The 24675-nt window shown below is 65.7% G+C and carries 22 protein-coding genes and 1 pseudogene; 18 read left to right on the top strand and 5 right to left on the bottom strand.

Going from position 1 to position 24675, the window contains the following annotated elements:
* The first annotated feature begins 2 nt into the window (after positions 1–2).
* Genes GSI01S_RS19545 through GSI01S_RS11380 form a run of 5 tightly spaced genes read left to right on the top strand, consistent with a single transcriptional unit; the run spans position 3 to position 4370 of the window.
* On the top strand, positions 3–482 hold the full coding sequence (locus tag GSI01S_RS19545; RefSeq protein WP_006896711.1) for a nucleotide exchange factor GrpE: 480 nt from the start codon (positions 3–5) through the stop codon (positions 480–482).
* Entirely contained in the window at positions 475–3207 is a 2733-nt protein-coding gene (locus tag GSI01S_RS19540) for an FtsK/SpoIIIE domain-containing protein (RefSeq protein WP_006896710.1), read from the top strand. Before GSI01S_RS19545 ends, GSI01S_RS19540 begins: the two co-directional genes overlap by 8 nt.
* Complete coding sequence (locus tag GSI01S_RS11390; RefSeq protein WP_006896709.1) at positions 3204–3821, top strand: hypothetical protein; 618 nt, start codon at positions 3204–3206, stop codon at positions 3819–3821. The genes GSI01S_RS19540 and GSI01S_RS11390 overlap by 4 nt, the downstream gene beginning before the upstream one ends.
* 16 nt (positions 3822–3837) lie before the next feature.
* Positions 3838–4098: a hypothetical protein gene (locus tag GSI01S_RS11385; protein WP_006896708.1), complete on the top strand. Its 261-nt coding sequence runs from the start codon at positions 3838–3840 to the stop codon at positions 4096–4098.
* A complete protein-coding gene (locus GSI01S_RS11380; protein WP_006896707.1) occupies positions 4098–4370 on the top strand; it encodes a hypothetical protein in 273 nt (90 codons plus the stop codon). The genes GSI01S_RS11385 and GSI01S_RS11380 overlap by 1 nt, the downstream gene beginning before the upstream one ends.
* A gap of 229 nt (positions 4371–4599) precedes the next feature.
* Here GSI01S_RS11380 and GSI01S_RS11375 read toward each other — a convergent pair whose 3' ends face one another.
* Together GSI01S_RS11375 and GSI01S_RS11370 are read right to left on the bottom strand one after the other, a co-directional pair.
* Entirely contained in the window at positions 4600–5694 is a 1095-nt protein-coding gene (locus tag GSI01S_RS11375) for an inositol-3-phosphate synthase (protein WP_006896706.1), read from the bottom strand.
* Positions 5687–6340 carry a PadR family transcriptional regulator gene (locus GSI01S_RS11370; RefSeq protein ID WP_006896705.1) on the bottom strand — a complete coding sequence of 218 codons (654 nt, stop codon included), beginning with the start codon at positions 6338–6340 and terminating at the stop codon, positions 5687–5689. The genes GSI01S_RS11375 and GSI01S_RS11370 overlap by 8 nt, the downstream gene beginning before the upstream one ends.
* 149 nt (positions 6341–6489) lie before the next feature.
* Here GSI01S_RS11370 and GSI01S_RS11365 point away from each other — a divergent pair, with 149 nt between their 5' ends.
* The 3 genes from GSI01S_RS11365 to GSI01S_RS11355 all read left to right on the top strand — a co-directional run bounded on the left by GSI01S_RS11365 (position 6490) and on the right by GSI01S_RS11355 (position 10738).
* Complete coding sequence (locus GSI01S_RS11365; protein ID WP_006896704.1) at positions 6490–6882, top strand: DUF5318 family protein; 393 nt, start codon at positions 6490–6492, stop codon at positions 6880–6882.
* Positions 6883–6971: 89 nt separating this feature from the next.
* Positions 6972–9230, top strand: coding sequence for a transglycosylase domain-containing protein (locus GSI01S_RS11360; RefSeq protein WP_006896703.1), 2259 nt, complete (start codon positions 6972–6974; stop codon positions 9228–9230).
* Positions 9230–10738 (top strand): glycosyltransferase family 87 protein, encoded by a 1509-nt coding sequence (locus GSI01S_RS11355; RefSeq protein ID WP_006896702.1) that lies wholly within the window; start codon positions 9230–9232, stop codon positions 10736–10738. The genes GSI01S_RS11360 and GSI01S_RS11355 overlap by 1 nt, the downstream gene beginning before the upstream one ends.
* Here the strand turns inward: GSI01S_RS11355 and GSI01S_RS11350 are convergent.
* Positions 10724–12727, bottom strand: a complete 2004-nt coding sequence (locus GSI01S_RS11350) for a GNAT family N-acetyltransferase (RefSeq protein ID WP_006896701.1) — start codon at positions 12725–12727, stop codon at positions 10724–10726. The two genes, GSI01S_RS11355 and GSI01S_RS11350, sit on opposite strands and share 15 nt — an antisense overlap.
* A 161-nt stretch (positions 12728–12888) precedes the next feature.
* On the opposite strand from GSI01S_RS11350, the gene rpsF reads away from it, so the two are divergent.
* The 4 genes from rpsF (at position 12889) to rplI (ending at position 14600) form a co-directional block, all read left to right on the top strand.
* Positions 12889–13170, top strand: a complete 282-nt coding sequence (rpsF, locus tag GSI01S_RS11345) for a 30S ribosomal protein S6 (protein ID WP_006896700.1) — start codon at positions 12889–12891, stop codon at positions 13168–13170.
* Between the two features lie 110 nt (positions 13171–13280).
* Positions 13281–13835 carry a single-stranded DNA-binding protein gene (locus tag GSI01S_RS11340; protein WP_006896699.1) on the top strand — a complete coding sequence of 185 codons (555 nt, stop codon included), beginning with the start codon at positions 13281–13283 and terminating at the stop codon, positions 13833–13835.
* A gap of 40 nt (positions 13836–13875) precedes the next feature.
* Positions 13876–14130, top strand: coding sequence for a 30S ribosomal protein S18 (gene rpsR / locus GSI01S_RS11335; protein ID WP_006896698.1), 255 nt, complete (start codon positions 13876–13878; stop codon positions 14128–14130).
* Between the two features lie 20 nt (positions 14131–14150).
* On the top strand, positions 14151–14600 hold the full coding sequence (gene rplI, locus GSI01S_RS11330) for a 50S ribosomal protein L9 (protein ID WP_006896697.1): 450 nt from the start codon (positions 14151–14153) through the stop codon (positions 14598–14600).
* 87 nt (positions 14601–14687) lie between these two features.
* Here rplI and GSI01S_RS11325 read toward each other — a convergent pair whose 3' ends face one another.
* Positions 14688–15266: a hypothetical protein gene (locus GSI01S_RS11325; RefSeq protein WP_051999650.1), complete on the bottom strand. Its 579-nt coding sequence runs from the start codon at positions 15264–15266 to the stop codon at positions 14688–14690.
* Positions 15267–15663: 397 nt separating this feature from the next.
* Here GSI01S_RS11325 and dnaB point away from each other — a divergent pair, with 397 nt between their 5' ends.
* Positions 15664–17877, top strand: a complete 2214-nt coding sequence (dnaB, locus tag GSI01S_RS11320; protein ID WP_006896695.1) for a replicative DNA helicase — start codon at positions 15664–15666, stop codon at positions 17875–17877.
* A 266-nt stretch (positions 17878–18143) separates the two neighbouring features.
* Here the strand turns inward: dnaB and GSI01S_RS11315 are convergent, their stop codons facing one another.
* Positions 18144–18962 (bottom strand): hypothetical protein, encoded by an 819-nt coding sequence (locus tag GSI01S_RS11315; RefSeq protein WP_006896694.1) that lies wholly within the window; start codon positions 18960–18962, stop codon positions 18144–18146.
* Between the two features lie 196 nt (positions 18963–19158).
* Between GSI01S_RS11315 and GSI01S_RS11310 the strand changes: the two genes are divergently transcribed.
* The 5 genes and pseudogenes from GSI01S_RS11310 to GSI01S_RS20505 all read left to right on the top strand — a co-directional run bounded on the left by GSI01S_RS11310 (position 19159) and on the right by GSI01S_RS20505 (position 24672).
* Positions 19159–19863 carry a TnsA-like heteromeric transposase endonuclease subunit gene (locus tag GSI01S_RS11310; RefSeq protein ID WP_306302654.1) on the top strand — a complete coding sequence of 235 codons (705 nt, stop codon included), beginning with the start codon at positions 19159–19161 and terminating at the stop codon, positions 19861–19863.
* Between the two features lie 158 nt (positions 19864–20021).
* Positions 20022–22055, top strand: coding sequence for a transposase (locus GSI01S_RS11300; RefSeq protein WP_223291302.1), 2034 nt, complete (start codon positions 20022–20024; stop codon positions 22053–22055).
* Positions 22056–22138: 83 nt separating this feature from the next.
* On the top strand, positions 22139–23110 hold the full coding sequence (locus GSI01S_RS11295) for a TniB family NTP-binding protein (RefSeq protein ID WP_223259049.1): 972 nt from the start codon (positions 22139–22141) through the stop codon (positions 23108–23110).
* Positions 23110–23481: pseudogene (locus GSI01S_RS20510) on the top strand (TniQ family protein); the annotation flags it as partial. The gene GSI01S_RS11295 and the pseudogene GSI01S_RS20510, both read left to right, overlap by 1 nt.
* Positions 23482–23961: 480 nt before the next feature.
* Positions 23962–24672, top strand: a complete 711-nt coding sequence (locus GSI01S_RS20505) for a hypothetical protein (protein ID WP_223291355.1) — start codon at positions 23962–23964, stop codon at positions 24670–24672.
* Positions 24673–24675 lie beyond the last annotated feature (3 nt).

Genomic DNA, 24675 nt, shown 5'->3' with positions numbered 1-24675 from the left:
CGGTGGATCAGACGCTCGCCGATGTCTCGAAGCGGCTCGACGACCTCACGGAGCTCTTCCGGAGACGGCTCCTCAACGACAACCGTGGCCAGGAGTTGCTCGGGGAGCTGCGGGCCAAGTCGGCGCTCGACGAGACCCTGCTGGTAGGGCGAGTGCTCCGGCCCGTCGCCACCCGGCTGATGAATGTCATCGACCGTGTCGACAACTGGGACGGTGAGGCGGACCCGCTCGCAGAGTCCGTTCGAGACGAGGTGATCCAGATCCTGGAGGACTTCGGGGTCGAGCAGATCGGCGTCGACGGAGATGTCGACCCGCGGAGACATCGCATCGAGTCGGTCGTTGTCGCCGACGCCCCCGAAGGCGCTATCACCGGACGCACCGTCCGCGGTTTCGAACTGGACGGTCGCGTGCTGCGCCCGGCGGGCGTGGTCGTGGCCGCGGGACCGAGGGCTCCTGGACAGAACGGCGCGGCGGATGACTAGTGGCGGTACCGGCCGTGACGATCAGCAGGACGCTCGTCGCCGCCTCACCGACGCGATGGCCGCGACGATGGCCGAGGCCGGCGGCCTCACAGCCGAAGCCGGCAGGCTCCTCGGGGAGATCGACATCGCGCTGTCGATCACGCGGACAACGCTCGACGACGAGCTGGCGGCGCAGCGGCGGCGACTCCGGCGCGAGAAGGAAGAGGCGGAGGCGAAGCTGCAGGCTGATGCCGTGCGGCGGACGCGGGCTGTTGGGGCGGCGCTGCGGGCCGCAGCCGAGGAACTCGCGCCCGGTGCGGCCGGTGCCGGATGGGCTGCGCGGGCGCTGAGCGTGCCGCAGCCGGCGCGGGCGGTACCGTCGGCGGTCCGGGTCGGCACCCTCCCGGGTGGTGCGCCGGCGCTTCTTCCGTTGATCGGCGTCTCGGGGTGGGTCGTCGGTGGCAGCGGTGCCGAGCAGTTGATCGCGGACACCGTGCTCAGACTGGCGCTGTCGGCGCCGCCGGAGTCCCTGCGGGTCTCGGTGTTCGATCCCAGGCTCCGTGGGATCCTCGGCTTCACGTCGTTGTTCCGCGACACCGATCCGATCGGGTACCCGCCCGCGATCCAGACCGAGGACGGGTTGCGGAGGCTGTTGTCCGGGCTCATCGACAGAATCGGCCGGGCTGCGGAGACGATGAGCACGGCGGGTGCGGCCGATCATCGGGACCTGCCGCTGTCGCAGGCGGGGCGTCTCGAACTCGCGGTCCTGCTCGACGCACCGAGCGGAGTCACCGAGACCGCCGCTGACGATCTCAATAGGATCGTCGAATCGGCGGCCGGGCGCGGCGTGTTTCTGCTGATCGCGAGCCCGGGGTACGTCGATGGCCCGATCCGCGTGGGTGATCGGGCACAGGTCGACGTCGACCGCGGGCTGGTCCGGGTCGACGCGGCCGGCGAGATCCGGTCGGATTCGTTCGCGGCCGTGCCCGGATTGTCGGTTCGGGCTGATCCGTCGCCCACCCCAGCGGCGCGGAACAACTTGATCCACGCGAGGGCCGAAGCGATCGAGGCCGCGGCGCAGGGGACGATGACCTTGGAGGCGGTCCTCGCCGAGATCGATGCCGGATGGTCCGATCGCGGCGACGACGGGCTATCGGGCATCTTCGCGAGAATGCCCGGCGGACTCGGCGGCCTGGAACTCCGGAGTGCGAATCCGCCCGCGCCGAACGCGCTCATCGGCGGCGCCGTCGGCACGGGAAAGTCGAACCTGCTGCTCTGCTTGATCTATGGTCTCGCGAGCCGGTACTCGCCGCGGGACGTTCGTTTTCACCTGTTGGATTTCAAAGAGGGCGTCGAGTTCGCGCGGCTCGCACCGACCGGCGACGAGACCTGGTTGCCGCACGTCGACTCCCTCGGCCTGGAGAGCGATCGAGCGTACGGCGTGGCGGTTTTGGAGCATCTCGCCTCCGAGTTCGACCGCAGGGCGGACGCTTTCAAGTCGGCGGGCGCGTCTTCGCTCGCGGACTATCGGGCGCTGACAGGTCGGGACATGCCGCGGCTGGTGTTGGTGGCCGACGAGTTTCAGGTGCTCTTCGAACCGGACGACGATGTCGCGCAACGAGCGGTGCAGCTGATCGAACACCTCGCTCGGAAGGGCCGCGCCTACGGGGTCCACCTGGTGCTCGCATCGCAGACGCTGTCTGGTATTCAAGCGCTCGCGCTCAAGCGTGACGCCATCTTCGGTCAGTTCCACAACCGGATCTCGCTGCGGAACACCGAACACGAGTCGGAGACGATCCTCGGTGCGGGGAACCTCGCCGCGGGAGATCTGCACGGGCGTGGTCAGGCGGTGTTCAACGATGATCTCGGACATCTGGCGGCCAATCGGATCGGTTCGGTGGTGTGGGCCGATCCCGCCTACCTGGACCGGCTGCAGACGGAACTGTTCAGCCGGGCGATGGCGGATGGCTTCACTCCCCGGCGTCCCAGCACCTTCGTGAGTTCCGCCTACGCCGAGTGGATCCCAGCTGACGATCGAGAGATCGCCACGGTCGGAGTCCCGATCAGCGTCGGTGGAACCGCGCAGGGATTCTCGCTGAAGCGCGGCCGACTCGGCAACGTCGCGCTGATCGGCGACGACCTCGACCGCACCAGGGCGGTGCTGTCGTCGATCCACGCATCCATTCGCGCGTCCGATCTCGCCTCCGCGCAGTGGACCGTCATCGACAGCTCGGGCGTTGGGCTCGATGACGTCGGTCCGTGGGCGAACGAAGCGGGAATCCAGCGGATCTCAGCGGAAGAGGCGGATAGCTTCCTGCGTACCCTGACAGCGCGGACGGCGGTGCCGAGCAGCCGCATCGAGCGGGTGATCATCCTCGACGACCCCGACGACATCGCGTCGCTGGTCGATTCAGACGAATACCCGCGTCCGATCGAGGCGGTGGAGCGCTTCATCAAGCGATCGATTGCCTGCGGCATGCTCTTCGTGATCAGGTTCCGCTCGATGAGCTCATACGACGCGAGGACGGCGGGCGAACTTCGCGACGGCTTCCGGACGATCGTCCTGACCGAACCGGGATCGCAGACCGACCTGCTGGCGCCGGGCACCGGGCGCATGGACTTCAGCGGACCGCGCGTCGTCGTCGTCGACAGGAGCAGCGGTCGGCAGGATCTGTTGGTTCCGTTCGATCCGGCTGCGTTGCCGCAGAACGGTATCGAGAAGACGGAGGTGAGCATCCCGATATGACGGACACGGCATGGGACCGGTATCTGGGGGCGGTGAACGATCTCGCGGCGATCGACGGAGAGCTGATCGACGAGCGGCGGAGGTCGGATCACCTCTTCCAGGAACGGGAACGGAACGTGGCGGTGGAGGCTGCAGACCGCGAACAGTGCCTTGCCGGGCTCGACGGGCGGCGCGACGCACTGTCCGAGCAGCTGGATGCGGCGGCGCGGACGATCGGGCTCGATCGGGTGCCGGCCGCGGCCGTTCCACAGCAGGCCAGACACGCGCACGTGGTGCTGGCCGACCTCGAACTCGTCGTCGGCCGCCTCCAGAAGCACGCGTCGGTCGTGGAGGGGTACGAGCGCGCGAAGAAGCGAATCGCGCGAGACGAGGCCGACCGGGCGGCGCGACGTGAAGAACTCACGGCGAAACAGGCCGAGCGCGAGCGAAAGCTCGCCGAGGCACGGGAACGTGCGGTCGACGAGCGTAGACGGCACGAGCCGACCCGCGTGGCGAAGCCGGTGGCCACCGATCCGCTGCCCGCACCGCCGGCACCGAGCCGTACGGGTGCGATCGTGGCGGGCGCGGTCGGGACGCTCATCGTTCTCATCATCGTGCTGGTCCTGATTCTTTAGAGACAATGGAGGCTTCATGAGTGAAGTACAGGCTGAACGACAGGCGGTCATGCAGGCGGTTTCGACGTTGCAGCAGTTAGAACGGCTGATTCGCAGCCAGCACGGGGAAGTCCGGAACCTGTCGAGCGAGGTCCGCAGGGTCGCCGGTTCGACCTCGACCAAGGCCGACGACCGGATGGTCAATGCTCTGCAGGCCAGTTCGGTGAGCCTGGATGCATTGCAGCAGCGCATCGCCGCTGCGATGCGGCAGGCCGAAGACATCGCCAGGAGGCTCTGATGTCGAAACACGAGGAACTCACCCGCCAGGTGAAACAGCTGGCACGGAAGTCGGAGGACGCGAATCGGCAGGCCGCCGGTCTGAAGCAGTCCCTGAACCGCAACATCAGACAGGTTCATGCGGTCCTCGGCCGCGGCGGTTCTGGGCCGATCGGACAACTCTCGTACGCGCTCGATCAGGCGAACCAGGACATCGACAGGCTGTCAGTGAACCTGCACAACACCAAGAAGGCCGCCGAAGAGTTTGCGCGGCACCTCGAATCGCTGAACTGAGGGGCGAGATTCACGTCGCGAAGCCATCTCCGCACGCCGCGGATCCGGGATCCTGTCCGCTCCTTCACGATCGCCGCAGTCCAGACCGGACAAGTCCGCGCAGGTCGCACATAGACCCCAGAGGAAGGAATCGAACACCGTCACCGTAGTACCCGACGGCCCGGAAGACGACGAAGGCCCGGCACTCCGAGGGGGAGTGCCGGGCCTTCGATTCGTCAGTACCGACGTCCTACTCGGCGCCGATGATGAACGCCTCGAGCTGCGCGCGCGCCTTGTCGTCGGCGATCTGCTCGGGCGGGCTCTTCATCAGGTAGGCCGAGGCCGGGAGGATCGGGCCGCCGAGGCCGCGGTCCTTGGCGATCTTGGCGGCACGGACGGCGTCGATGATGATGCCTGCCGAGTTGGGGGAGTCCCAGACCTCGAGCTTGTACTCCAGGTTCAGCGGCACGTCGCCGAAGGCACGGCCCTCGAGACGGACGTAGGCCCACTTGCGGTCGTCGAGCCACTGGACGTAGTCCGACGGGCCGATGTGCACGTTCTTGTCGTAGACCTTGCCGGCGAGCGGGCCGTCGAGGATCGAGGTGACGGCCTGCGTCTTGCTGACCTTCTTCGACTCCAGACGCTCACGCTCGAGCATGTTCTTGAAGTCCATGTTGCCGCCGACGTTCAGCTGGTAGGTGCGGTCGAGCTCCACACCGCGATCCTCGAACAGCTTCGCCATGACGCGGTGGGTGATGGTCGCGCCGACCTGGCTCTTGATGTCGTCGCCGACGATCGGGACGCCCGCGGCGCGGAACTTCTCGGCCCACTCGGGGTCGGAGGCGATGAACACGGGCAGGGCGTTGACGAAGGCCACGCCGGCGTCGATGGCGCACTGAGCGTAGAACTTGTCGGCCTGCTCGGAACCGACCGGCAGGTAGCTGACCAGGACGTCGACGTCGTTGTCCTTGAGGGCCTTCACGATGTCGACGCCTTCGCCGTCGGCCTCGGTGATGGTCTCGCGGTAGTACTTGCCGAGACCGTCGAGGGTGTGGCCGCGCTGGACGGTCACGTTCAACGGCGGGACGTCGGCGATCTTGATGGTGTTGTTCTCGCTGTTGACGATCGCCTCGGAGAGGTCGAAGCCGACCTTCTTGGCGTCGACGTCGAAAGCGGCGACGAACTCGACGTCACGGACGTGGTAATCGCCGAACTTGACGTGCATCAGACCGGGGACGGTCGCGTTCTCATCGGCGTCGCGGTAGTACTGAACGCCCTGAACCAAGGATGAGGCGCAGTTACCCACGCCAACGATGGCCACGCGCACTTTGTTGGTTTCACCCATGGTCGGGATCTCCTTCTTGTTGCAGCGGTACGGCGGAATGCTGTGCCGCCGAGTTCTTTCCTACTTCGTCCTGCGTCGTCGTCTCCGACGACGAGGAACGAAAATCCGGGGTGCCGACAGACCCGGAGGCCTCGTCGGCGATCAATTTGTTGAGCCACTGGACCTCGCGCTCGGAGGTCTCCAGGCTGAGCTCGTGCATCTGGCGCGTGTAGTGATCGTTCGAGCGCGTCGCACGGCCGAGCAGATCGCGCAGACCCTCGCGGCGTTCCTCGACCTGCCTGCGGCGGCCCTCGAGGATGCGCATGCGAGCCACCGCGGGCGTCCTGCTGAAGAAGGCCAGGTGCACACCGAAGCCGTCGTCGGTGTAGTTCTGCGGGCCGGTGTCCGCGACCAACTCGGTGAAGCGCGACTCGCCCGCCGGAGTGAGCCGGTACACGCGGCGTGCCCGGCGGACCTTGGTTCCCGTGGAGGTCTCGGGCTCGTCTTCGGCGATCAGCCCGTCGGCCTGCATGCGGCGCAGGGTCGGATACAGCGAGCCGTACGAGAACGCGCGGAACGCGCCGAGCAGCCCGGTGAGCCGCTTGCGCAGTTCGTACCCGTGCATGGGCGATTCGAGCAGCAGGCCGAGAATCGCCATTTCGAGCATGACTCGGCCCCCTTTCGATGCGTTATCGCGCCTTGATGCAGCATCTAATGTATCGCATCGATATAACTCGCAGTGAAGTTGCGAGTACGGCAGCGGCTTGATCTGCATCACAGGGCAGTCGTGGCGGGCTCGCGTCTAGGCTTGGGAACGTGCACCGGCAGATCGTGGACTACGCACTCGCGCGACGCGAGTGCCTAGCGCGTGTGCGGACGGGCCGCACGGCTCTGTCCCAGGTGTGCGACGCCGACCCCTACCTCTTGCGGGCGGCCAAGTTCCACGGAAAGCCGACCGACGAGGTCTGTCCCGTGTGCCGGAAAGAGCAGGTCACGGTGGTGTCCTGGGTGTTCGGAGAGCACCTCGGACACATCCACGGCTCGGCTCGTTCGGCGGGCGAGATCGAGGCCCTCGACGGGAGCGCCGGCGCCTTCACGGTTCACGTCGTCGAAGTCTGCCGAACCTGCCGGTGGAACTATCTCGTGCAGTCGTACGTTGCCGGATTGCCCGAGGGCGCCGGTCGACGGCGTCGCCGGGTCGCCAAGTGATGTGACCGGAGTTGGCGCAGCCGCAGCCATACGTCACAGTTGAGAGTGTTAGTTTCGTCCGCGCAACAGCGCAGAGAAGTGGGTGAGCGATGACCAGCGGTAAAGGTGCTGCGACGTCGGAGAAATCGACGGCGGTGAAGGCCACGGCGTGGACGCTGGGCATTCTTGCCGGAGCAGTGCCGCTGGTCGCCGTCTTCCTGGTGGTGGCCTTCCTGTTCACCTACTTGACGGTGGACGTGCCGTCGCCGGGCGACATCAAGCAGAACCAGGTCGCCACCATCACCGACAGCAAGGGCGGGACGATCGCCAAGATCGTGCCACCCGAGGGCAACCGGACCGACGTCAAGTACGAGGACATCCCGCAGTCCATGGTCGACGCGGTGAAGGCCGCCGAGGACCGAGACTTCGACTCGAACGCGGGTTTCTCGACCTCCGGCTTCACCCGGGCCGTGCTGGGCAAGGCCTTCGGCAAGTCCGGTGCGGGCGGCGGCTCCACCATCACCCAGCAGTACGTGAAGAACGCGATCGTCGGTGACGAGGTCAGCTACAAGCGCAAGTTCAAAGAACTCGCGATCGCCACCAAGATGTCCCGCCAGTGGTCCAAGGAAGAGATCATGGCGGCGTATCTGAACACCATCTACTTCGGCCGCGGCGCCTACGGCGTCGACGCCGCCGCGCGCGCGTACTTCAACAAGCCGCTCAAGAAACTCACCCCGTCGGAGTCGGCGCTGCTCGCGGGCATCATCCGCGGTCCGTCGATCTACGATCCCGCGGTGAACCCGGATCTGGCGGTCAGCCGCTGGAACTACGTGCTCGACGGCATGGTCTCGATCGGCGCACTCAGCAAGTCTGACCGCGACGCGCAGAAGTTCCCGAAGGTCGCGAAGGTCAAGGACCAGACGGCCGAGGCCAACGAAGGACCCAACGGCCTGATCAAGCGGCAGGTGCTGGCCGAACTCGAGAAGCTCGGCATCACCGAGCAGCAGGTGCAGACCTCCGGTCTGAAGATCACCACCTCGATCGATCCGAAGGTGCAGAAGGCGCTGGTCTCCGCCGCGCGCAACAAGCTCGACGGCGAGCCGAAGAACCTGCGCACCGCGTCGGTGTCCATCGATCCCGCGACCGGCGGCATCCAGGGCTACTACGGCGGCGAGGACGGACAGGGCTGGGACTACGCCTCGGCCGGCCTGCAGACCGGTTCGATCTTCAAGGTCTTCGCGCTGGTCGCGGCCCTGGAGCAGGACATCCCGCTCTCGAAGTACTACAGCTCGGCGCCGTACGAGGCGCCCGGCGGCCTGGTGGTCCAGAACTCCGACGGCGAGAGCTGCGGCAGCTGCAACCTGGCCACCGCGCTGAAGATGTCGCTGAACACCGTCTACTACCGGCTCATGATGGACCTGAACGGTCAGGCCGACGCGGTCGCCGACACGGCGCACCGGCTCGGCATCGCCGAGAGCTTCGGCGACATCCAGCACACCCTGCAGGAGAAGAACGGCCACAGTGAAGGCGGCGTGGTCCTGGGCCAGTACCCGTCCCGCGTGCTCGACATGGCCTCGGCCTACGCGACGCTCGCCGCGTCGGGCATCCACCGCGACCCGTTCTTCGTCCAGAAGGTCGAGACCTCGACCGGCGACGTGCTCTTCGAACGCCAGAAGGACAAGGGCAAGCGCGTGGTCTCGGAGGCCGTCGCGGACAACGTGACCTCGGCGATGATGCCGATCGCGGCCTACTCCAACGGCAACTCGCTGTACGACTCGACCTACGGGCCGCGGCCGTCGGCGGCCAAGACCGGTACCGCCCAGCTCGGCGACACGGGATACAACAAGGACGCGTGGATGGCCGGCTACACGCCGCAGCTGTCGACGGCCACCTGGGTCGGCACGGACAAGGGCGCGCCGCTGCGCAACTACTCCGGATCGTCGATCTACGGCAGCGGACTGCCCGCTCAGATCTGGAAGGCCTCGATGGACGCCGCCCTGGAGGGCGAGCCGATCGAGCAGTTCCCGACCCCCGAGGCGGTCGGCGGACAGGCGGGCGTCCCGTATGAGCCGCCGCCCACCACCTACACCCCGACCGAGACTCAGACCACCCGCGAGCGTCCTCGACTTCCGCGTCTGCCCGGGCAGAACGAGAACGGCGACGTGGTGATCGCTCCGGGCGTCACGATCCCGATCGGCGGCGGTGACGATGAGTCGCCCACCCAGGAGCCGGGCACCGGCGGTGACGACGGAACCGGAACAGGTCCGGGCAACGGAACCGGCAACGGCAACGGGACCGCGAACAACAATCGCGGCCGCAATCCGACCGATCAGCAACTCGCTCCAGCAGCACCGGTGCCCGCGACGTAGTGACGCAGCAGCCGACGTGGGACTCGCCGGAACCGCTCGCAGATGATCTGCGGGTGGAGACCGAGCGTGTGGTGCCGTCGTGGTCGAGCCCCCAGTTGGCGGCGGCCAGCGACTCGATCGGCGGGCCTGTCGGACTGCACGCCGCCGTCGGTCGCAGTCGGACCTGGACGCCGGTGCGGGTGGTCCTCCTGCTCGCCCTGGTGGGGCTGTCGATCAGCTGGTTCGGCAAAGCCGGCTGCATCCAGCAGGCGCCCGTCCGGGACGCACCCGGTCAGGTGCGTCTGAACTGGGACAACCAGCGGCAGTTCGTCGGCCTGTGCTACTCCGATCTGGTCGCGTCGTACGAGCAGGACAAGCTGACTCCCGCCGACCTGGCCAAGGGCGCCTTCCCGTACCGCACCCACTGGACGCAGAGCGACGGCGACGGCGCCCAGACCAAGGCTTATCTCGCCGAGCCGGCGCTGACTGGGCTGTTCATGTACGTCAGCGCCCAGGCCGCGCGGGGCTGGGGCCTGTTGGCCGACACCCTGGGGCTGCCGAAGACGCTCGACGTGGTGAACTACTTCAACATCAGCGCTGTGCTGCTGTCGCTGTTCTGGCTGCTCGCGGTGTGGGCCACGATGATGACCGACCGCCGCCGACTGTGGCTCGGCGCGCTGATGGCGCTCTCGCCCCTGCTGTTCTTCCACGCCTTCACCTCGACCGACGTCATCGCCATCGCGATGGTCGCCGTGGCGATGCTGTGCTGGACGCGCGGCCGCCCCGGCTGTACGGGTGTCTTCGCCGGCCTCGGCGCGGCCGCGGCGGTGTATCCGCTTCTGCTTCTGCCCGCGATCGCGGTCCTGTGCGTCCGGCAGCGAGAGCTCCGCAGGCTGGCGGTCGTCGTCGGAGCGGCGGCGGCGAGTTGGCTGGCGATCAATCTGCCGCTGATGATCCTGTACCCGACGGGATGGAGCCAGGCTTTCCGTGTCTGGCGCGACCGCGGCGTGGAACCGGACACCCTGTACCGCCTGATATCGATGGCGACCGGATGGAACCCGTCGACGGCCCTGCTCAACGGCATCGTCCTGCTGCTGCTGATCGCCGTGGTCGCCGCCGTCGCATACATCGGGCTGCGCGCGAGCGGCGAACCGACCCTGGCGCAGCTGATGTTCCTGCTGGTGGCCGGCTTCCTGCTGTTCGGAAAGGAATGGACACCGCAGTCGTCGCTGTGGCTGGTCCCGCTCGCCGTGCTGGCGGTCCCGTACCCGAGCGCGGTGCTGGCGTGGATGACCTTCGACGCGCTCGTCTGGATTCCGCGGATGGGCCTGTTCCTGGACCCGAGCCGCAAATGGCTTCCGCCGGACGTCTTCTACGCCGTCAACACGCTTCGCGGTGCGGTTCTGGTCGGCTTGTGCGCGGTGGTCGTGTGGCAGCTGCTCCGCGTCGACGACGACGAACCCTCATCGTCCCGGCTGATGCGTTCGCCGGTCGCAGGCGAAGCCGCGACCGGGTCACCGAGCGTCTGATCGAGCTCCGAGCCGCGCCGCGAGCAGATCCCGCGAGGCCGGCCAGTCGTCGTCGACGATCGCGAACTGGGCGGTGGTCCGCCATCCGCCGCGGAATCGGCGGTGCTTTCCCAGCTCGCCCTCCGGAACCGCGCCGAGTCTGGTGATCGCGGCGCGCGAACGGGCGTTCTCGGCGTGGGTGTGCCACACGATCCGCACCGCGTCGCACACGGTGAACGCGTACTCGCAGAGCAGGAGTTTGGCCGCCGGATTGACCGCGGTTCCCATCGCCGCGGGGCCGTAATAGGTGTAGCCGATCGCGAGGGACCGGTTCGCGGAGTCGACGTCGTAGAAGCTCGTGGTGCCGACGAGCCGTCCCTGCGCGTCGAGGACGGCGAACGGTATGCGCCGCGGATCCGAGAGCGCCGCGGTGATCCAGGCCGCGGCAGCTGCCGTGTCGCGCGGCAGGTCGCCGGTCCATTTGTACAGTTCGGGATCGCCGGCAACCCTGCCGAGCGCTTCGGCGTCCGCGGGCACGAGCGGTCGAAGGGTCACGTGCCGGTTGGCCAGCGTCGGCGCGCCGAGCCAGCTGCGGGCGCCGGCCGCATCGGCGACGGCGAGTCGGGTGAGCGGTCCCTTCGGCGGCACACCGCCGGTCAGATACGAGGCGAGCGGCTCGCGGGGCCGGGCTCTGACGAACACGAAGATGAGCGCCACGAGCAGGACGGCGTGGGTCCAGACGCCGAAGTTGACTCCGGCGAGGACCCAGGCGCGTGTGGTCGCCGAGTAGTTCATCAGGAGGTGGAAGATCGTCAGATCGAGGGCCGCGTCGGCCACCAGGTACAGCGCGATCAGCCACCAGCGGACCCGCTGCAGCACGAAGAACGGGAGGATCCAGAGGGTGTACTGCGGCGAGTGAACCTTGTGGAAGACCATGAATCCGGCGAGCATCGCGGCGCTGACGCCCAGCCACGGGAACACGCCGTCGCGCCGATAGACGCGCCACCCGAGCCAGCAGGCGAGGGCGAACGAGCCGATGATCAGCAGGGGTGACGCGACGTCGACGATGCTGTTGTAGGTCGAGGTCTCACCGCCGGTCAGGAAACGCAGCCCCCAGTACCAGATCGAGTTGGTGGAGAGATTCGCCTCGCGCTTGCTCTGGAAGTCGATTGCGGCCTTCCATCCCTCGTAGCCGGCGATCATGAACGGGACCTGCGTCACCGCGACCGTCACCACGGCCGACAGCGCCACATAGGCCGCACCGGCCCAGTCGAGCCCCCGCGGCCTGCGATCGGTCTTCTCTCCACGGGTGAGGACGTAGAGCATCAACGGCAGAACGAAGAGTCCGGGATAGATCTTCAGGGAGAACCCCACCCCGAGCGGGATCGCCGCCACGATCGCTGTGGTCCGCACCGACCAGCGTCGCAGGCCGGTCGCGGGATCCGCGGAGCCGCCCCAGGCCATGACGGCCACACCGGCTACCGCGGCGCAGACCACCGGGAGTTCCCAGTTGTGCAGGGCGTAGAGCATCAGCGGCGGGGTCGCGGCCCAGAGCAGCACCCACCAGCGCGTCATCAGCGCCAGGAGGATCGTCGTGATGAAGGCGAAGGGCAACAGAATGACGAGGCTGTGCCAGAGGAACTCGCGGTCGGTGTGGGCGCCGAGCGAACTGAACCACATGATCAGTCCCGACAGCACCGGGTACTCGACGACGCCGCCGAACAGTTCGCCGCTCGGCGTGATCCCGCCGTGGATGTACGGGAAGACGTGGTCGGCCAGGCCGCGGCCGTGCCACATCGTCATCAGATCCGAGTAGCAGGGGACGACGTCGTACGGGCTGCCGTAGAGCCATTCGCGTTTGGCGCCCGACGTCGGGGTGGTGCAGCGCACCTTCGTCGCATAAGAGGCCGCGGCCGACGCGGCGGTGAACAGCATCGCGGTCACGAGGATCACGGCGGTCTCACCGAAGTGAAGCCGCTTGGCGGCGAAGGCATTGCGGGCCGATGGCATGCGATGAGCCTAGTGCAGCCCGGTGACGTCCGCCGGTGCGGCCCGGCGGTGATTTCGCAGGTCAGTCCGCTCTCATGTATCTTTGACAGGTTGCCGACGCAGGCGACCCTCCTGCCACGGACCGTCCGTGGCCGAAAGCCCATAGGAGGTGATGTGGTCTTATGCGTCATTACGAACTGATGGTGATCCTCGATCCGAGCCTGGACGAGCGCACCGTCGCCCCATCCCTGGATACCTTCCTCAACGTTGTTCGCAACGAAGGCGGCAAGGTGGACGACGTCGAGATCTGGGGCAAGCGCCGCCTGGCCTACGAGATCGCGAAGCACAACGAGGGCATCTACGCCGTCGTTCAGCTGAACGCGACTCCGGCGACCGTGAGCGAGCTCGATCGTCAGCTGAAGCTGAACGAGTCGGTGCTCCGCACCAAGGTCCTGCGCAAGTAATCCACAGCCTGCGGAGCACGCTGACATTGTCGGTGCCCGCCTCTAGGGTGGTGTCAACCACTTCACAGGGCGCGCCAGTCAGCGTTCTTCGACACGATTAGGGGAGTCTCATGACGGACACGGTCATCACGGTCGTCGGAAATCTGACCGCCGATCCGGAACTGCGGTTCACCGCTTCCGGTGCGCCGGTCGCCAATTTCACGGTGGCCTCCACTCCGCGGACGTTCGACCGTCAGACGAACGAGTGGAAAGACGGCGAAGCGCTGTTCCTCCGCTGCAGCATCTGGCGCGACGCCGCCGAGAACGTGACCGAGTCCCTCACCAAGGGCACCCGAGTGATCGTGCAGGGCAAGCTCAAGCAGCGGTCGTACGAGACCCGTGAAGGGGAACGTCGCACCGTCGTCGAGCTCGAAGTGGATGAGATCGGTCCCTCGCTCCGTTACGCGACCGCCAAGGTCAACCGCACCCAGCGTGGTGGCGGCAACTACGGCGGTGGCGGCGGATACGGCGGCAATCAGGGTGGCGGAAACGCAGGCGGTGGCTTCGGCGCACCGCAGGGCGGACGCCCCCAGCAGGCCGCGAGCCAGCCGGCCGACGACCCGTGGGGCAGTGCGCCCGCAGCGGGCGGCGGCTTCGGTGGCGGGGACGACGAACCACCTTTCTGATTCCGGGCCGCCACCCGGAGACCATTGACTGGAGCAATACATGGCAAAGCAAAAGGGCCGCAAGCCCCGCGTGGAGAAGGTCACGAAGGCCAAGGCCTGCACCTTCTGCAAGGACAAGAAGACCGTCATCGACTACAAGGACACCGCGCTGCTGCGTCGTTTCCTCTCTGACCGCGGCAAGATCCGTTCGCGTCGCGTCACCGGCAACTGCGTGCAGCACCAGCGCGATGTCGCTGTGGCCGTGAAGAACTCGCGTGAGGTGGCGTTGCTGCCGTTCACGTCGACCGGACGCTGAGCGGGAAAGGACAGAAGACAATGAAGCTGATCCTGACCGCATCGGTTGAGAATCTGGGCGAGGCCGGTGACACCGTCGAGGTGCGTGACGGCTACGGCCGCAACTACCTGCTGCCTCGCGGACTGGCGATCGTCGCCACCCGCGGTGCGCTGAAGCAGGTCGAGGGCATCCGCCGCTCGCAGGAGGCTCGCGCGGTGCGCGACCTCGACCACGCCAACGAGATCAAGCAGGCTCTCGAGGGCCTCGACAACGTCTCGCTGACCGTCAAGACCCACGACTCGGGCAAGCTGTTCGGCTCCGTCTCGGCGTCGGACGTCGCGGGCGCCATCCGCGCTGCGGGCGGCCCCGTCGTCGACAAGCGCAGCCTGGAGCTGCCGAAGGGCCACATCAAGGCTCTGGGCGAGTACCCCGTCGTCGTCAAGCTGCACCCGAAGGTGGAGGCCAAGCTGAGCCTCGCCGTCGTCAGCTGACGTAGAGCATCGAAGGAGGCCGGTCACCCCACGGGGTGGCCGGCCTCTGACGTCGGTCCGGTGCGCCGCTCGCATCCGACACCGTCGTCACCGACGTGCGGGTTGCGGGTGACGTTTCGGGTTCGCGGAGTGCGCGGTATCGCCGGCGGGGTACAGGAACCGATGGCCGGCGCGGCTGAGGAGGAATCCGCGATTCCAGTTCCGGCATGCGACGACCCCGGCACGAGGCGCCGCGCAGGTGACGTTCGCGACCGTGATCCGGCTGCCTACCGGGAGCACGCGGGGCCGGTAGCCGCTCACCGGGCCCAGCTGGAACGACGTTCCCTTGCGCACCCAGTACGGACCCTGGCTCTCGCCGCTGACCGCCACGCCGATCGTCCCGGGCGGCGCGGTGGCGGGGCGTCCCCGGCAGGCCATCGCATTCGCCTGCGGACCGATCTGGCAGCGCCAGCCGCCCGCGGTGAAGTAGTGGCGTCCGTTGTCGACGTAGGCCACCGAGCGGTAGTCGTCGGCGTTCACCGAGCGGTACGGCGAGAAGTCGAAGTCCGACGCCCGCGGTGCCGCGTGTGCGATCGCGGGGACCGACGCGGCCAGCAGCGCGATCACGGCGACGACAGTCGCCCGGATGCTCGCTCGCGCAGGATGGGACACACGCACGTTTCCCATTTGAGCACGACAGCCCGTCCGGCGCGCGGAATCGGGCGGATCGCACCGGGTGCGCGACCGCGGATTCGGGTGCACGGTGGATCACCTGAAGTGCTGCTGGACGGTGTTTCGGCGTGGCGCAAGCCGACACGCCGGTGATTCCGCAGCCGGGTTCTGTGGATTTCGTCAACAAGCTCTGACCTGGGGTTACGACGTGAATTCCACGACATTTCCCCACCTGCTCCACAGGGTTGTGCACATGTCTTCCTGCAACGTCCACAGTTGTCCACACGGGCTCCACAGCCCTGTCCACAGGGGGTGGTTGGCAGCATCGCGCCCCTGGCCCTAACCTTTCTGAAGTGTTCGGTTTCCCTTGCGGAAATCACCGGTTGTCGTTGCTGTACCAGGGGGTGTGTGAGTGGCTATTGAGGCCGACCTCGGGCGCGAGCCCGATCTCCCGCCAGAACCTCCGACGGAGGAGTTCGGACGACAGCCACCGCAGGATCAGCAGGCCGAGCAGTCGGTTCTGGGCGGCATGATGCTGTCGAAGGACGCGATCGCCGACGTGCTCGAACGGATCCGTCCCGGCGACTTCTACAAGCCCGCTCACCAGGCCGTGTACGACGCGATCCTCGAGTTGTACGGCCGCGGCGAACCCGCCGACGCCGTCACCGTCGCCGCCGAGTTGGAGCGCAAGGGCGAACTGCGCAAGGTCGGCGGCGCGCCGTACCTGCACACGCTGATCTCGACAGTCCCCACCGCGGCGAACGCCGGCTACTACGCCGAGATCGTCGGCGAGAAGTCGATTCTGCGCAGGCTCGTGGAGGCGGGTACCCGCATCGTGCAGTACGGCTACGCCGGGGCCGACGGCCAGGACGTGGCCGAGGTGGTCGACCGAGCGCAGGCGGAGATCTACGAGGTCACCGAGCGTCGCACCACCGAGGATTACGTGCCGCTGGAGGAACTGCTCCAGCCCACGCTCGACGAGCTCGATTCGATCGCGTCGCGGGGCGGACTGTCGTTGGGCGTGCCCACCGGTTTCGCCGACCTCGACAAGCTGACGAACGGTCTTCATCCCGGTCAGATGATCATCGTGGCGGCGCGTCCGGGCGTCGGCAAGGCGCTGGCGCTCGACACGCCGCTGCCGACTCCGAGCGGGTGGACCACGATGGGCCGGGTCGCGAAGGGTGACCTGCTCCTGGGGGCCGACGGTCGTCCGACCACCGTCGTCGCCGCGACAGAGGTGATGACCCGCCGGCCCTGCTATGCGGTGGAGTTCGACGACGGCGGTGTGATCGTCGCCGATGAACAGCATCAGTGGGCCGTGGAGGTCGACGGCGAGGACCGGCTGCTGACCACCGAACAGCTCCAGATCTACGGCGGCCGCGCCAGCATCGCCAACGCTGCGCCGCTCGAACTGCCGTACCGCCCGCTGGCCTACGGCCCGTACACCGTCGGCGCGCTGGCCGGAATGGCGTATGACGACCCGGAGATCGGCGCGCGGATCGAGGCCGAGGGTCCGGTCGACGTCATGACGTTGATGACGGATCTGGGCGGCCGCATCCCGCACGAGTACCTGCGCGGTTCGGTGCCGCAGCGGCGCGCGCTGCTGGCGGGCATCCTGGACTCCCGCGCGCGTGTGGACGACGACGGCTGGATCACCGTGCCCGCGGCCACCAACCACATGTCTTCCGTGGTCGGGGATCTCGCCGCCGGCCTCGGCTACACCTTCCGCCGGGCCAGCAGCGGCTGGATCCGGCTCAACGCGCCCGACGACGTGTTCACCGTCTTCGAGAAGGCCCAGCGACACAAGGAACTGCGCAGCAGCGTGCGGGCGCGGCGGGTGGTGTCGGTGCGCTCGGTGCCGAGTGTCCCGGTGCGGTGCGTCGAAGTCGACAACATGAGCCACCTGTACCTGGCGGGTGAGGCGATGGTGCCGACTCACAACTCCACCCTCGCCATGGACTGGCTCCGTTCGGCGTCGATTCATCACGGGCTCACCTCGGCCATGTTCTCGCTGGAGATGAGCAAGACGGAGATTGTCATGCGACTGCTGTCGGCCGAGGCGAAGGTGAAGCTCGGCGACATGCGGTCGGGCAACATGAGCGACGACGACTGGAGCCGGCTGGCGCGCCGCATGGGCGAGATCACCGAGGCGCCGCTGTTCATCGACGACTCGCCGAACCTCACCATGATGGAGATCCGGGCCAAGGCCCGACGGCTGAAGCAGAAGCACGATCTCAAGCTCGTCGTCATCGACTACATGCAGCTGATGACGTCGGGCAAGAAGGTCGAATCACGTCAGCAAGAGGTCTCGGAGTTCTCGCGATCGATCAAGCTGCTCGCCAAGGAGCTCGAGGTGCCGGTGGTGGCGATCAGCCAGCTGAACCGTGGCCCCGAACAGCGGACCGACAAGCGTCCCCAGGTCTCCGACCTGCGCGAATCGGGATCGCTGGAGCAGGATGCCGACATGGTCATCCTGCTGCACCGTCCCGACTCGACCGAACGCGACGACCCGCGCGCGGGTGAAGCGGACATCATCGTCGGTAAGCACCGCAACGGTCCCACTGCGACGATCACGGTGGCGCACCAGTTGCACCTGTCTCGGTTCGTCGACATGGCGCGGGGCTGAGCTGTCGAGATGCAGCGAAGATTAGCAAGGTGGTCCCGCTTGTTTAACAAGCCTGATCACGGCGTAAGAATCGCCCTGACTAGGGCAAACATGGTCAGGCGAGCGTTGCCCGTAGCCCGCGTTTCGGTATGATTTCCTGCTAATTTTGCCGGGGAATCTATTCCTGGAAATCGCCGAGTGCGCGGGTGAAACCGGGCGACGAAGGGGCTGAAGTGACCGGCGGCTGGCGGCAGGCTATCGGCGATTGGCTTGTGGGATGAGCTCGTCTAATTCGCAGATGACGTTGGTGCTGGTTTTGGGGATGTGCTCGGCGGATTCGACGCTTGCTCGGTGACTCCGTGACCGGGCTTGGTCAGCGGAAGGGTTGCGAGGTGCTTCTGGAGCCGCTTCGACATCGGCATGAACGTGACGAAGGTCAGGCTTCCCGAGACAACCGCGCCTACCAGCGGCACGACCTTGGCTGCGCTCTTGGCGAAGACCTGCTTGGTCATCTGAATGCCCAGGAGCCCTGCAACCTTCTTGACCACCGGATATATCGCACCCTTGGTGAGAGCCTTCTGCGGCAGCTTCCTGGCCACTTCACTTGCGATCAACTTCGAGACTTGCGCCACGCCGGCCTGGGCCGCGTTCACGCCAAACATCACGCCGATGAACAGCGTGAGCATGCTTTCGGTCGCGGAGTCCATTCCGTCGGCGCTGTCGTCGAAGAGCTCCGGCCAGCTGTAGATGTAGGCGAGCTTCTGGACGACGCGAAGAAGGTGCCCATAGTACTGCGCGATATCAGCCGGGACCGTGCCGATCGCTGCGAGGCCTCCAGGGATGCCGGCTGCCGTGGAAAGTGTCGTCACCTTGCCGGTCTCGAACTTGATCACGCTGTTGGCGATCTTGTCGATCACTTGAGGTGTTACGCCTGCTTCGGCCGGTGTTGTGGCGATAGCGAGTTTGATCTGCTCGTCGGTGCAGTATCGCTTCAGCTCTCTGCGGAGGAAGGCCTCCCGGTTGATCTGCACACCCGGCAGCTGAGCCGATGCCTGCAGCGTCTGCTCGAACTTCGTCGACGGAGCGACCTGATTGCCTTTGGCCATGGGAGCAACCTATCGCAGCCTTCCGACACGGACCGCTGATGGGGCGAAGGAGACGTCGGCCTATCACCCGAAATGCCTCGCTGACCGATTGTCGACTTGCTCCCTTAGTAGCCCTTCGACCTCGATTTCTTGCTAGATTTGGTGCTAATTCCTGCGGAAGCGGAGGTGTCACTTGACCGAGAGTTCCCGCGCGGCGGTGACGTGGCGGTTCCGATTCGCTGGCGACAAGGTGTCCCGCGTGTTGAACTGGCGGTCCGACGGTCCGCCGGATCTCGCACGTGTAGTTCCGATTCGCAAGCCTCGATCCTCGGAACGTCACCGGCACATACCTGTCACTGCGTATTCACTGACCATGCGCGACCACCTAGAACTCGAGTCGGGCCTCGAGCATGACCTCTTGCGACGCCTGGACCGGCTCAACGATATCGTCGCGCTGATACCGCAACCGTGTCAGCTGAAGCGGGGCGGATCGTCCTCGGCGAAAAACACGCCCGACTTACTCAGCCTTGACGACACCGGGGCGGTAACGCTCTGGAATGCACGCCTGCCGCACAAGATGGACGACAAATTCAAGCTTCAGGTCGCAATGGTCGAGGCCGCCTGCGCGAATGTGGGATGGCGTCACGAGGTATTCAACGGACTCGACCGCGTAGAACGCCTAAACCTTCTGTGGCTGCACGGCTACCGCCGAAGGCCTTCCTGGTATGACCAGGTGGCTGGCGAGATCGGGAAGGAAGCAAGTAACGACGCCGCGACTCTGGGCTCCCTATTTCGTCTGGATACCGGAAACGGGGAGGCCATCGCCGTGGTCTGGCACATGGTCTGGTCCGGTGAGCTGGATACCAACCTCTCGAAGCGATTGACGATGGAAACGCCAGTGCGCGCGGGACTGGTGGCGTAGTGGACACAAGTCGCACAGTGGTTGAGGTCGGTGGCCGACTTCTGACTGAGTGGGGAACCGGTCTGGTGACAGCGGTATCAGCGGCCGGCGTAGACCTCCGCACCAGCGTCGGCGATTCCTTGCACGTCGATTGGCCCGAACTCGCAGAGGTGCGAGTCGTGGTCGATGGCGATGTAGCGCCAATCAGACCGGCGCTCCGCCCGTACTGGGATGGCCTGTCTGAGGAAACGCGCCGAGCCGCCCTCGACAAACTTGAAATCGTGCATGAGATACTGACCGGCTACCGGGACGGTCACGCCGAACTCGCGCGCGATGGCGAACCGCGCCCACCCTTCGGCGAAGGCTTCGGCGTCTCCGAGGCGGCGCGCTGTCGCGCGATGGCGGTCGCGTTGCAGCAAGAAGCTGTGGGAGATCGTGCCCTACAACGCCGCATCGCGAACGGTGAGATCAAGCGATCGGCTCCGGTCGACAGCACCATCCGCAACTGGGTGCGTGCATGGAAACGCGACGGACTACTCGGGCTCCTCGATGCCAGATCCCTGCGTCGCGAACAGACGTGGGAGCGAATCGATGAGCGCTATCGGACTGTTGCTGAGTTGGTCTTCGCCACCCTGGACGGAGATCGGGCGGACGCCAACATCAGCGAGCTTGATCGGCGGATCAAGGTTGAGCTCAAGCGTGCAGGGCACGTGGATGTCTCCACGCCGCAGCGTCTGACGGCAGAGTATCTCGCGCACCTCAAACGGGGCGCGGGCGCAACAACCCGCACCCAGAGAAGCCGGTCGCTACAGCGCGTGTCGGGCAAAGAGCACTTCCCCGCAATCAGGCCTGGGCAAATAGTCGCCATCGACGCCACGAGGGCGGACAACCTCGTATACGACCCGCTTCTCGGGCGACCCTTCAGCGTCGAAATCCTCACTGCAATCGACGTCGCCACCAGAGTGGTCCTCGCACTGCGCGTGGTGCCGAAGAGCGCCGATGGAATCGATGCCGGGCTACTTCTCTACGACATCTGCCGCCCGTTCTCGATGATGGTGGAGGGCACCACCATCAGTCACTGGCGCTGGGCCGGTTTGCCCCAAGTCGTCGACGCTTCTGATGTCGCGGTCAACGTTGGGCGCAGAAGTGTTGCACCCGATTTCACTACGCTTCAAGGAGAGCACCACATCCCTGGCGTCATGCCGGACGCGATCCGCGCCGACCACGGTTCGATCTTCGTGTCCGATCACTTCCGCGCGATTCTGCGCGACTTCGGGATTGACTTGTTGCTCAGTCGCGGGAAGAAGCCAACGGACAACCCCCACGTTGAACGCTGGCACGAGACGCTACAACGGGCCGTTCAACAGCTCCCCGGCTACAAAGGTCGCAATACCTCGGAGCGCGGTCGATTGGTCGCCGAGGAGGCATTGGTCACGGCCGCCGAACTGGAAGAACACCTTCGGCGATTCGTCGCCTTGGACTACCACCGGTCGTGGCACACAGGCTTGGTTATCGGTGGTGAGCCCACCGCTCGCACCAGTCCTTTGGAGCTCTGGGACATCATGCTCGACGTCACCGGCCGTATCGACGTACCGCAGCGTGCAGACATGATCTATCAGATGCTTCCGGTCAAGTGGGGCACAGTCGGAGTCGCAGGTGTCGAGTTTGCTGAGATGGTCTACGACGGCAAGCTGCTCGATGATTTTCGGAATGTCGCACGGGGCCAGTTCAGGGACGACGACAACAAGGTTCCCTTTCTTGTCGACCCGCACGACTTGTCGAGCATCTGGTTCCCGCACCCCGAGACCGGCCGTGTACGCCCCGTTGCGTGGCGAGGATCTTTCTTCACTGACGCGCCGATGACCGATACGATCGTTCAGGCTGTTAGGCGGCGCGTCCGCGAACGCGGCGGCAACCACATTCTGAGTCGGGGCTCAGCGCAGCGGCAGATCCTCGACGAGCTCACGGAACTCACCTCTGGGCCCGTTCCAACTGACTGGACTGCCAAACTGTCAGCCGCGCACCGCAGAGTTGAACAATCGCGCAAAGACCACGAAGAAGCTCAGGCAGCCCAAGGTGCAACCCGCGACGAAGCCACTCAGTCGGGCGGCAACGAAGCACGCACCAAGACGCCCCATACCGATTCACCCCAGGACGACGTTCCCTTGGACATCCTCGACGTCCCGTGGCCGACGATGCGGGCCGACTCCTGATGGACTCTCTCGCTTGGCATTTGGCTTGCACCAAAACGGAGTTGCCAGAACCACCTCTGTACACGTCGGCTGGTTGGGACAGGATGACATCCGAGGACCGCTCGCGGGCGGTCGATGCGCTGCGTCAATGGATGAATGGACTCTACGTCGAAACGGCCGAGACCCGCGCAGTCGCAGACCGACTCACTGAGATCGTGCAGGAGAATTCTGAAACGGGCCCCGGTGCGAAGGCAATAGCGTCGGTCACAGGCGCAAGCACGCTCGGGAAGAGCACGGCGGTCCGCCGCTGGGCCACAAGGAAATACGTGGAATGGATCGTAGGCGCACCGAAAGGCCCTGCAGAACTGCCCACGTGGAACCCTCAGCCAACGATCGACGCAGACCTATGCCCCGTCGTTTGGGTCAACCTGCAATCTGGCTCGATGGTCAAAGGATTCAACTCCCAAGTCCTTGACTTCTTCCGCTTATCCGCCAGCGGCGCCGCCCACCAGACGTCAACCGCCGCGGTCAGGGCATTGGCACGCCACGGCGTGCGCACCCTTCTCATCGACGACTTCCATCTACTGCGTACCAACTGGAAGGGCGGCCGGGAGGTCCTCGATCACGTGAAGTACATGAACACCGAGCTCGGCGAATTCAACGCCAGCTTAATTCTGGTTGGGACAGACCTCGAATCCAGTGAAGCCATGAGCGATGCCCAGCTTATCGGCCGCCTCCAGCCAATGAGCTTCAGTCCTTACGGAATCGAGACTTCGGAGGAGCAACACGCGTGGCAGCAACTGCTCTACGGGCTGGAAGGTTATCTCCTTCCGCATCTCCCTCGGGCAAGCGAAGGGCTTCTCACTTCACAGCTCGCGGGGCCCATCTGGAAGCGATCTCAGGGCTACGTCGGTGACGCGACACGCCTCCTCCGCATTGCGACACTTGCAGCGATCGCCGACGGCACGCACACGATCAACCCAGAACACCTGAAGGAAGTCCGCCTCAGTAAACGAGCGCACGCAGCAGAGGCGGAAATCGATCTTCGGCGCCGCAGCAAGCAGAGCAGGGTGTGATGTCACCGGCAGACAACGGAAGGGGGCTATCCATGCGAGAGCCTCGTATCGGCTATCTGCCTGCTCGACCGATTCCAGCCGACGATGAATCGCTGGAGTCCTTCGTATTGCGCGCGGCGACGGCGAATTGCACCACCGTCACCAAGATCCTTGGTCGAAGTCAGTTATCGCGATCAGCGTCTGACTACGAGCCGATTCTGCGGCACCTGGCCACGCTGACGCGCCAGCCATTCTCGCGCATTTCGGCGATGACCCTTGATGACTGCCATAGTCGAGTGCTCGCGAAGGAAGGCTGGCTGGCAAGTGAGTGGGGTCAGCATTGCCGTTGCGCCCCAAACGGAGTGGCACGGCGAGAGTGGGCTTTGGCTCTGTCTCCGGTCTGCTTCTACTGCGGGCACCTCATCGGGATGCCCGGTAGTGGCACTGCGCAGTTGACCAGAGTTCCCAATCGGATTCTGTCGGTCTGCAAGGAGGTCTCGTCCGCTGCACACAGATCTACGACTGACTTCGATGCACTCGACCGACTTGAGTGTCTCCGTGCGGAACTACCCTCGGTGGCTCGTCGGCTCAGTCGAGGATCTGCACACTGGATCCCAGCTGATGCTCAGTTGGTGACCACTGCGACGGCAGATCTTGCGACGAGTCACGAGTCCGAGGAAGAGCTACCGCGATCTCCTGCCGTTCGTGCACTGGCCATCGCAATGGCCTGGGAAGAACAGCGAACGTGGCTGACACCACGAGTATCTCCACATCCACGTCCCACTCCTGTCCGACCAGAGAATTCTGAAATACCCGATTCGCAGGTCTTCACTCGACGGGTACTCCGCACAGGCGCGAAGACTGTCAAGACCATGCGGTTACCGAAGAGCTCAGTCCGCCATCCACGCGGCGAAGATCTGATGCGGCTGGCGCTTGGCCATACGCAATTGACGCTTGACCACATCCCAGGGATCTACCGGCAAGAAGGCGAACCGTTCGTGCTCGACCCCGCCCAGTGGTTGTGGCGTTCCAGAGTCGCGCTACTTCTCAGTCAATGTGTTCGGTTGCGCGATCATTGGAGCCTTGCCGACGAGCCGACCTACCGTCTGACGAAAGCTGGTAGCTACTCGATTTGCATAGGGGCGTGGCCGAAATGGACTCCGATCTTCCACCGCGAGAGCGACATTGCCCATGCGATGAATCTGGCGCGAGCTCTATGCCTCGACGAGCTCGTCAACTACCGTGAGCGCCGCGACGCGTTAAGACGGATTGAAGCCGCCCCGCCGGACCTGGTCGGCACCCTGCCCGCAGCCGCCCGGAACTTCGATGGCTGCGCCCGGCTCGCCGCATCTTGGATGTGGTTCGATGCAACCTGTGATAGCCCGCGTACATGGCCAGACGCCGAACACCTGAAAGCATTTGACGCTGCGCTCAACCCCGAAGGCCGTCTCATCCTCCGCAGTGCCGCCGAAGCGATCTGCGTCGCCGACGAAGATCTTGTGCGTCAGGTTGGGAGTGGAGACTTCGGTGTGGTGGATTCGGACCGAGTCTCAGAAGAGGACCGGACTCGTGTGGGCGCGTGACTT

The organism is Gordonia sihwensis NBRC 108236, from assembly GCF_000333035.1.
GTDB classification, from domain to species: Bacteria; Actinomycetota; Actinomycetes; order Mycobacteriales; family Mycobacteriaceae; genus Gordonia; species Gordonia sihwensis.
This window is presented reverse-complemented; position numbering and strand designations above follow the sequence as displayed.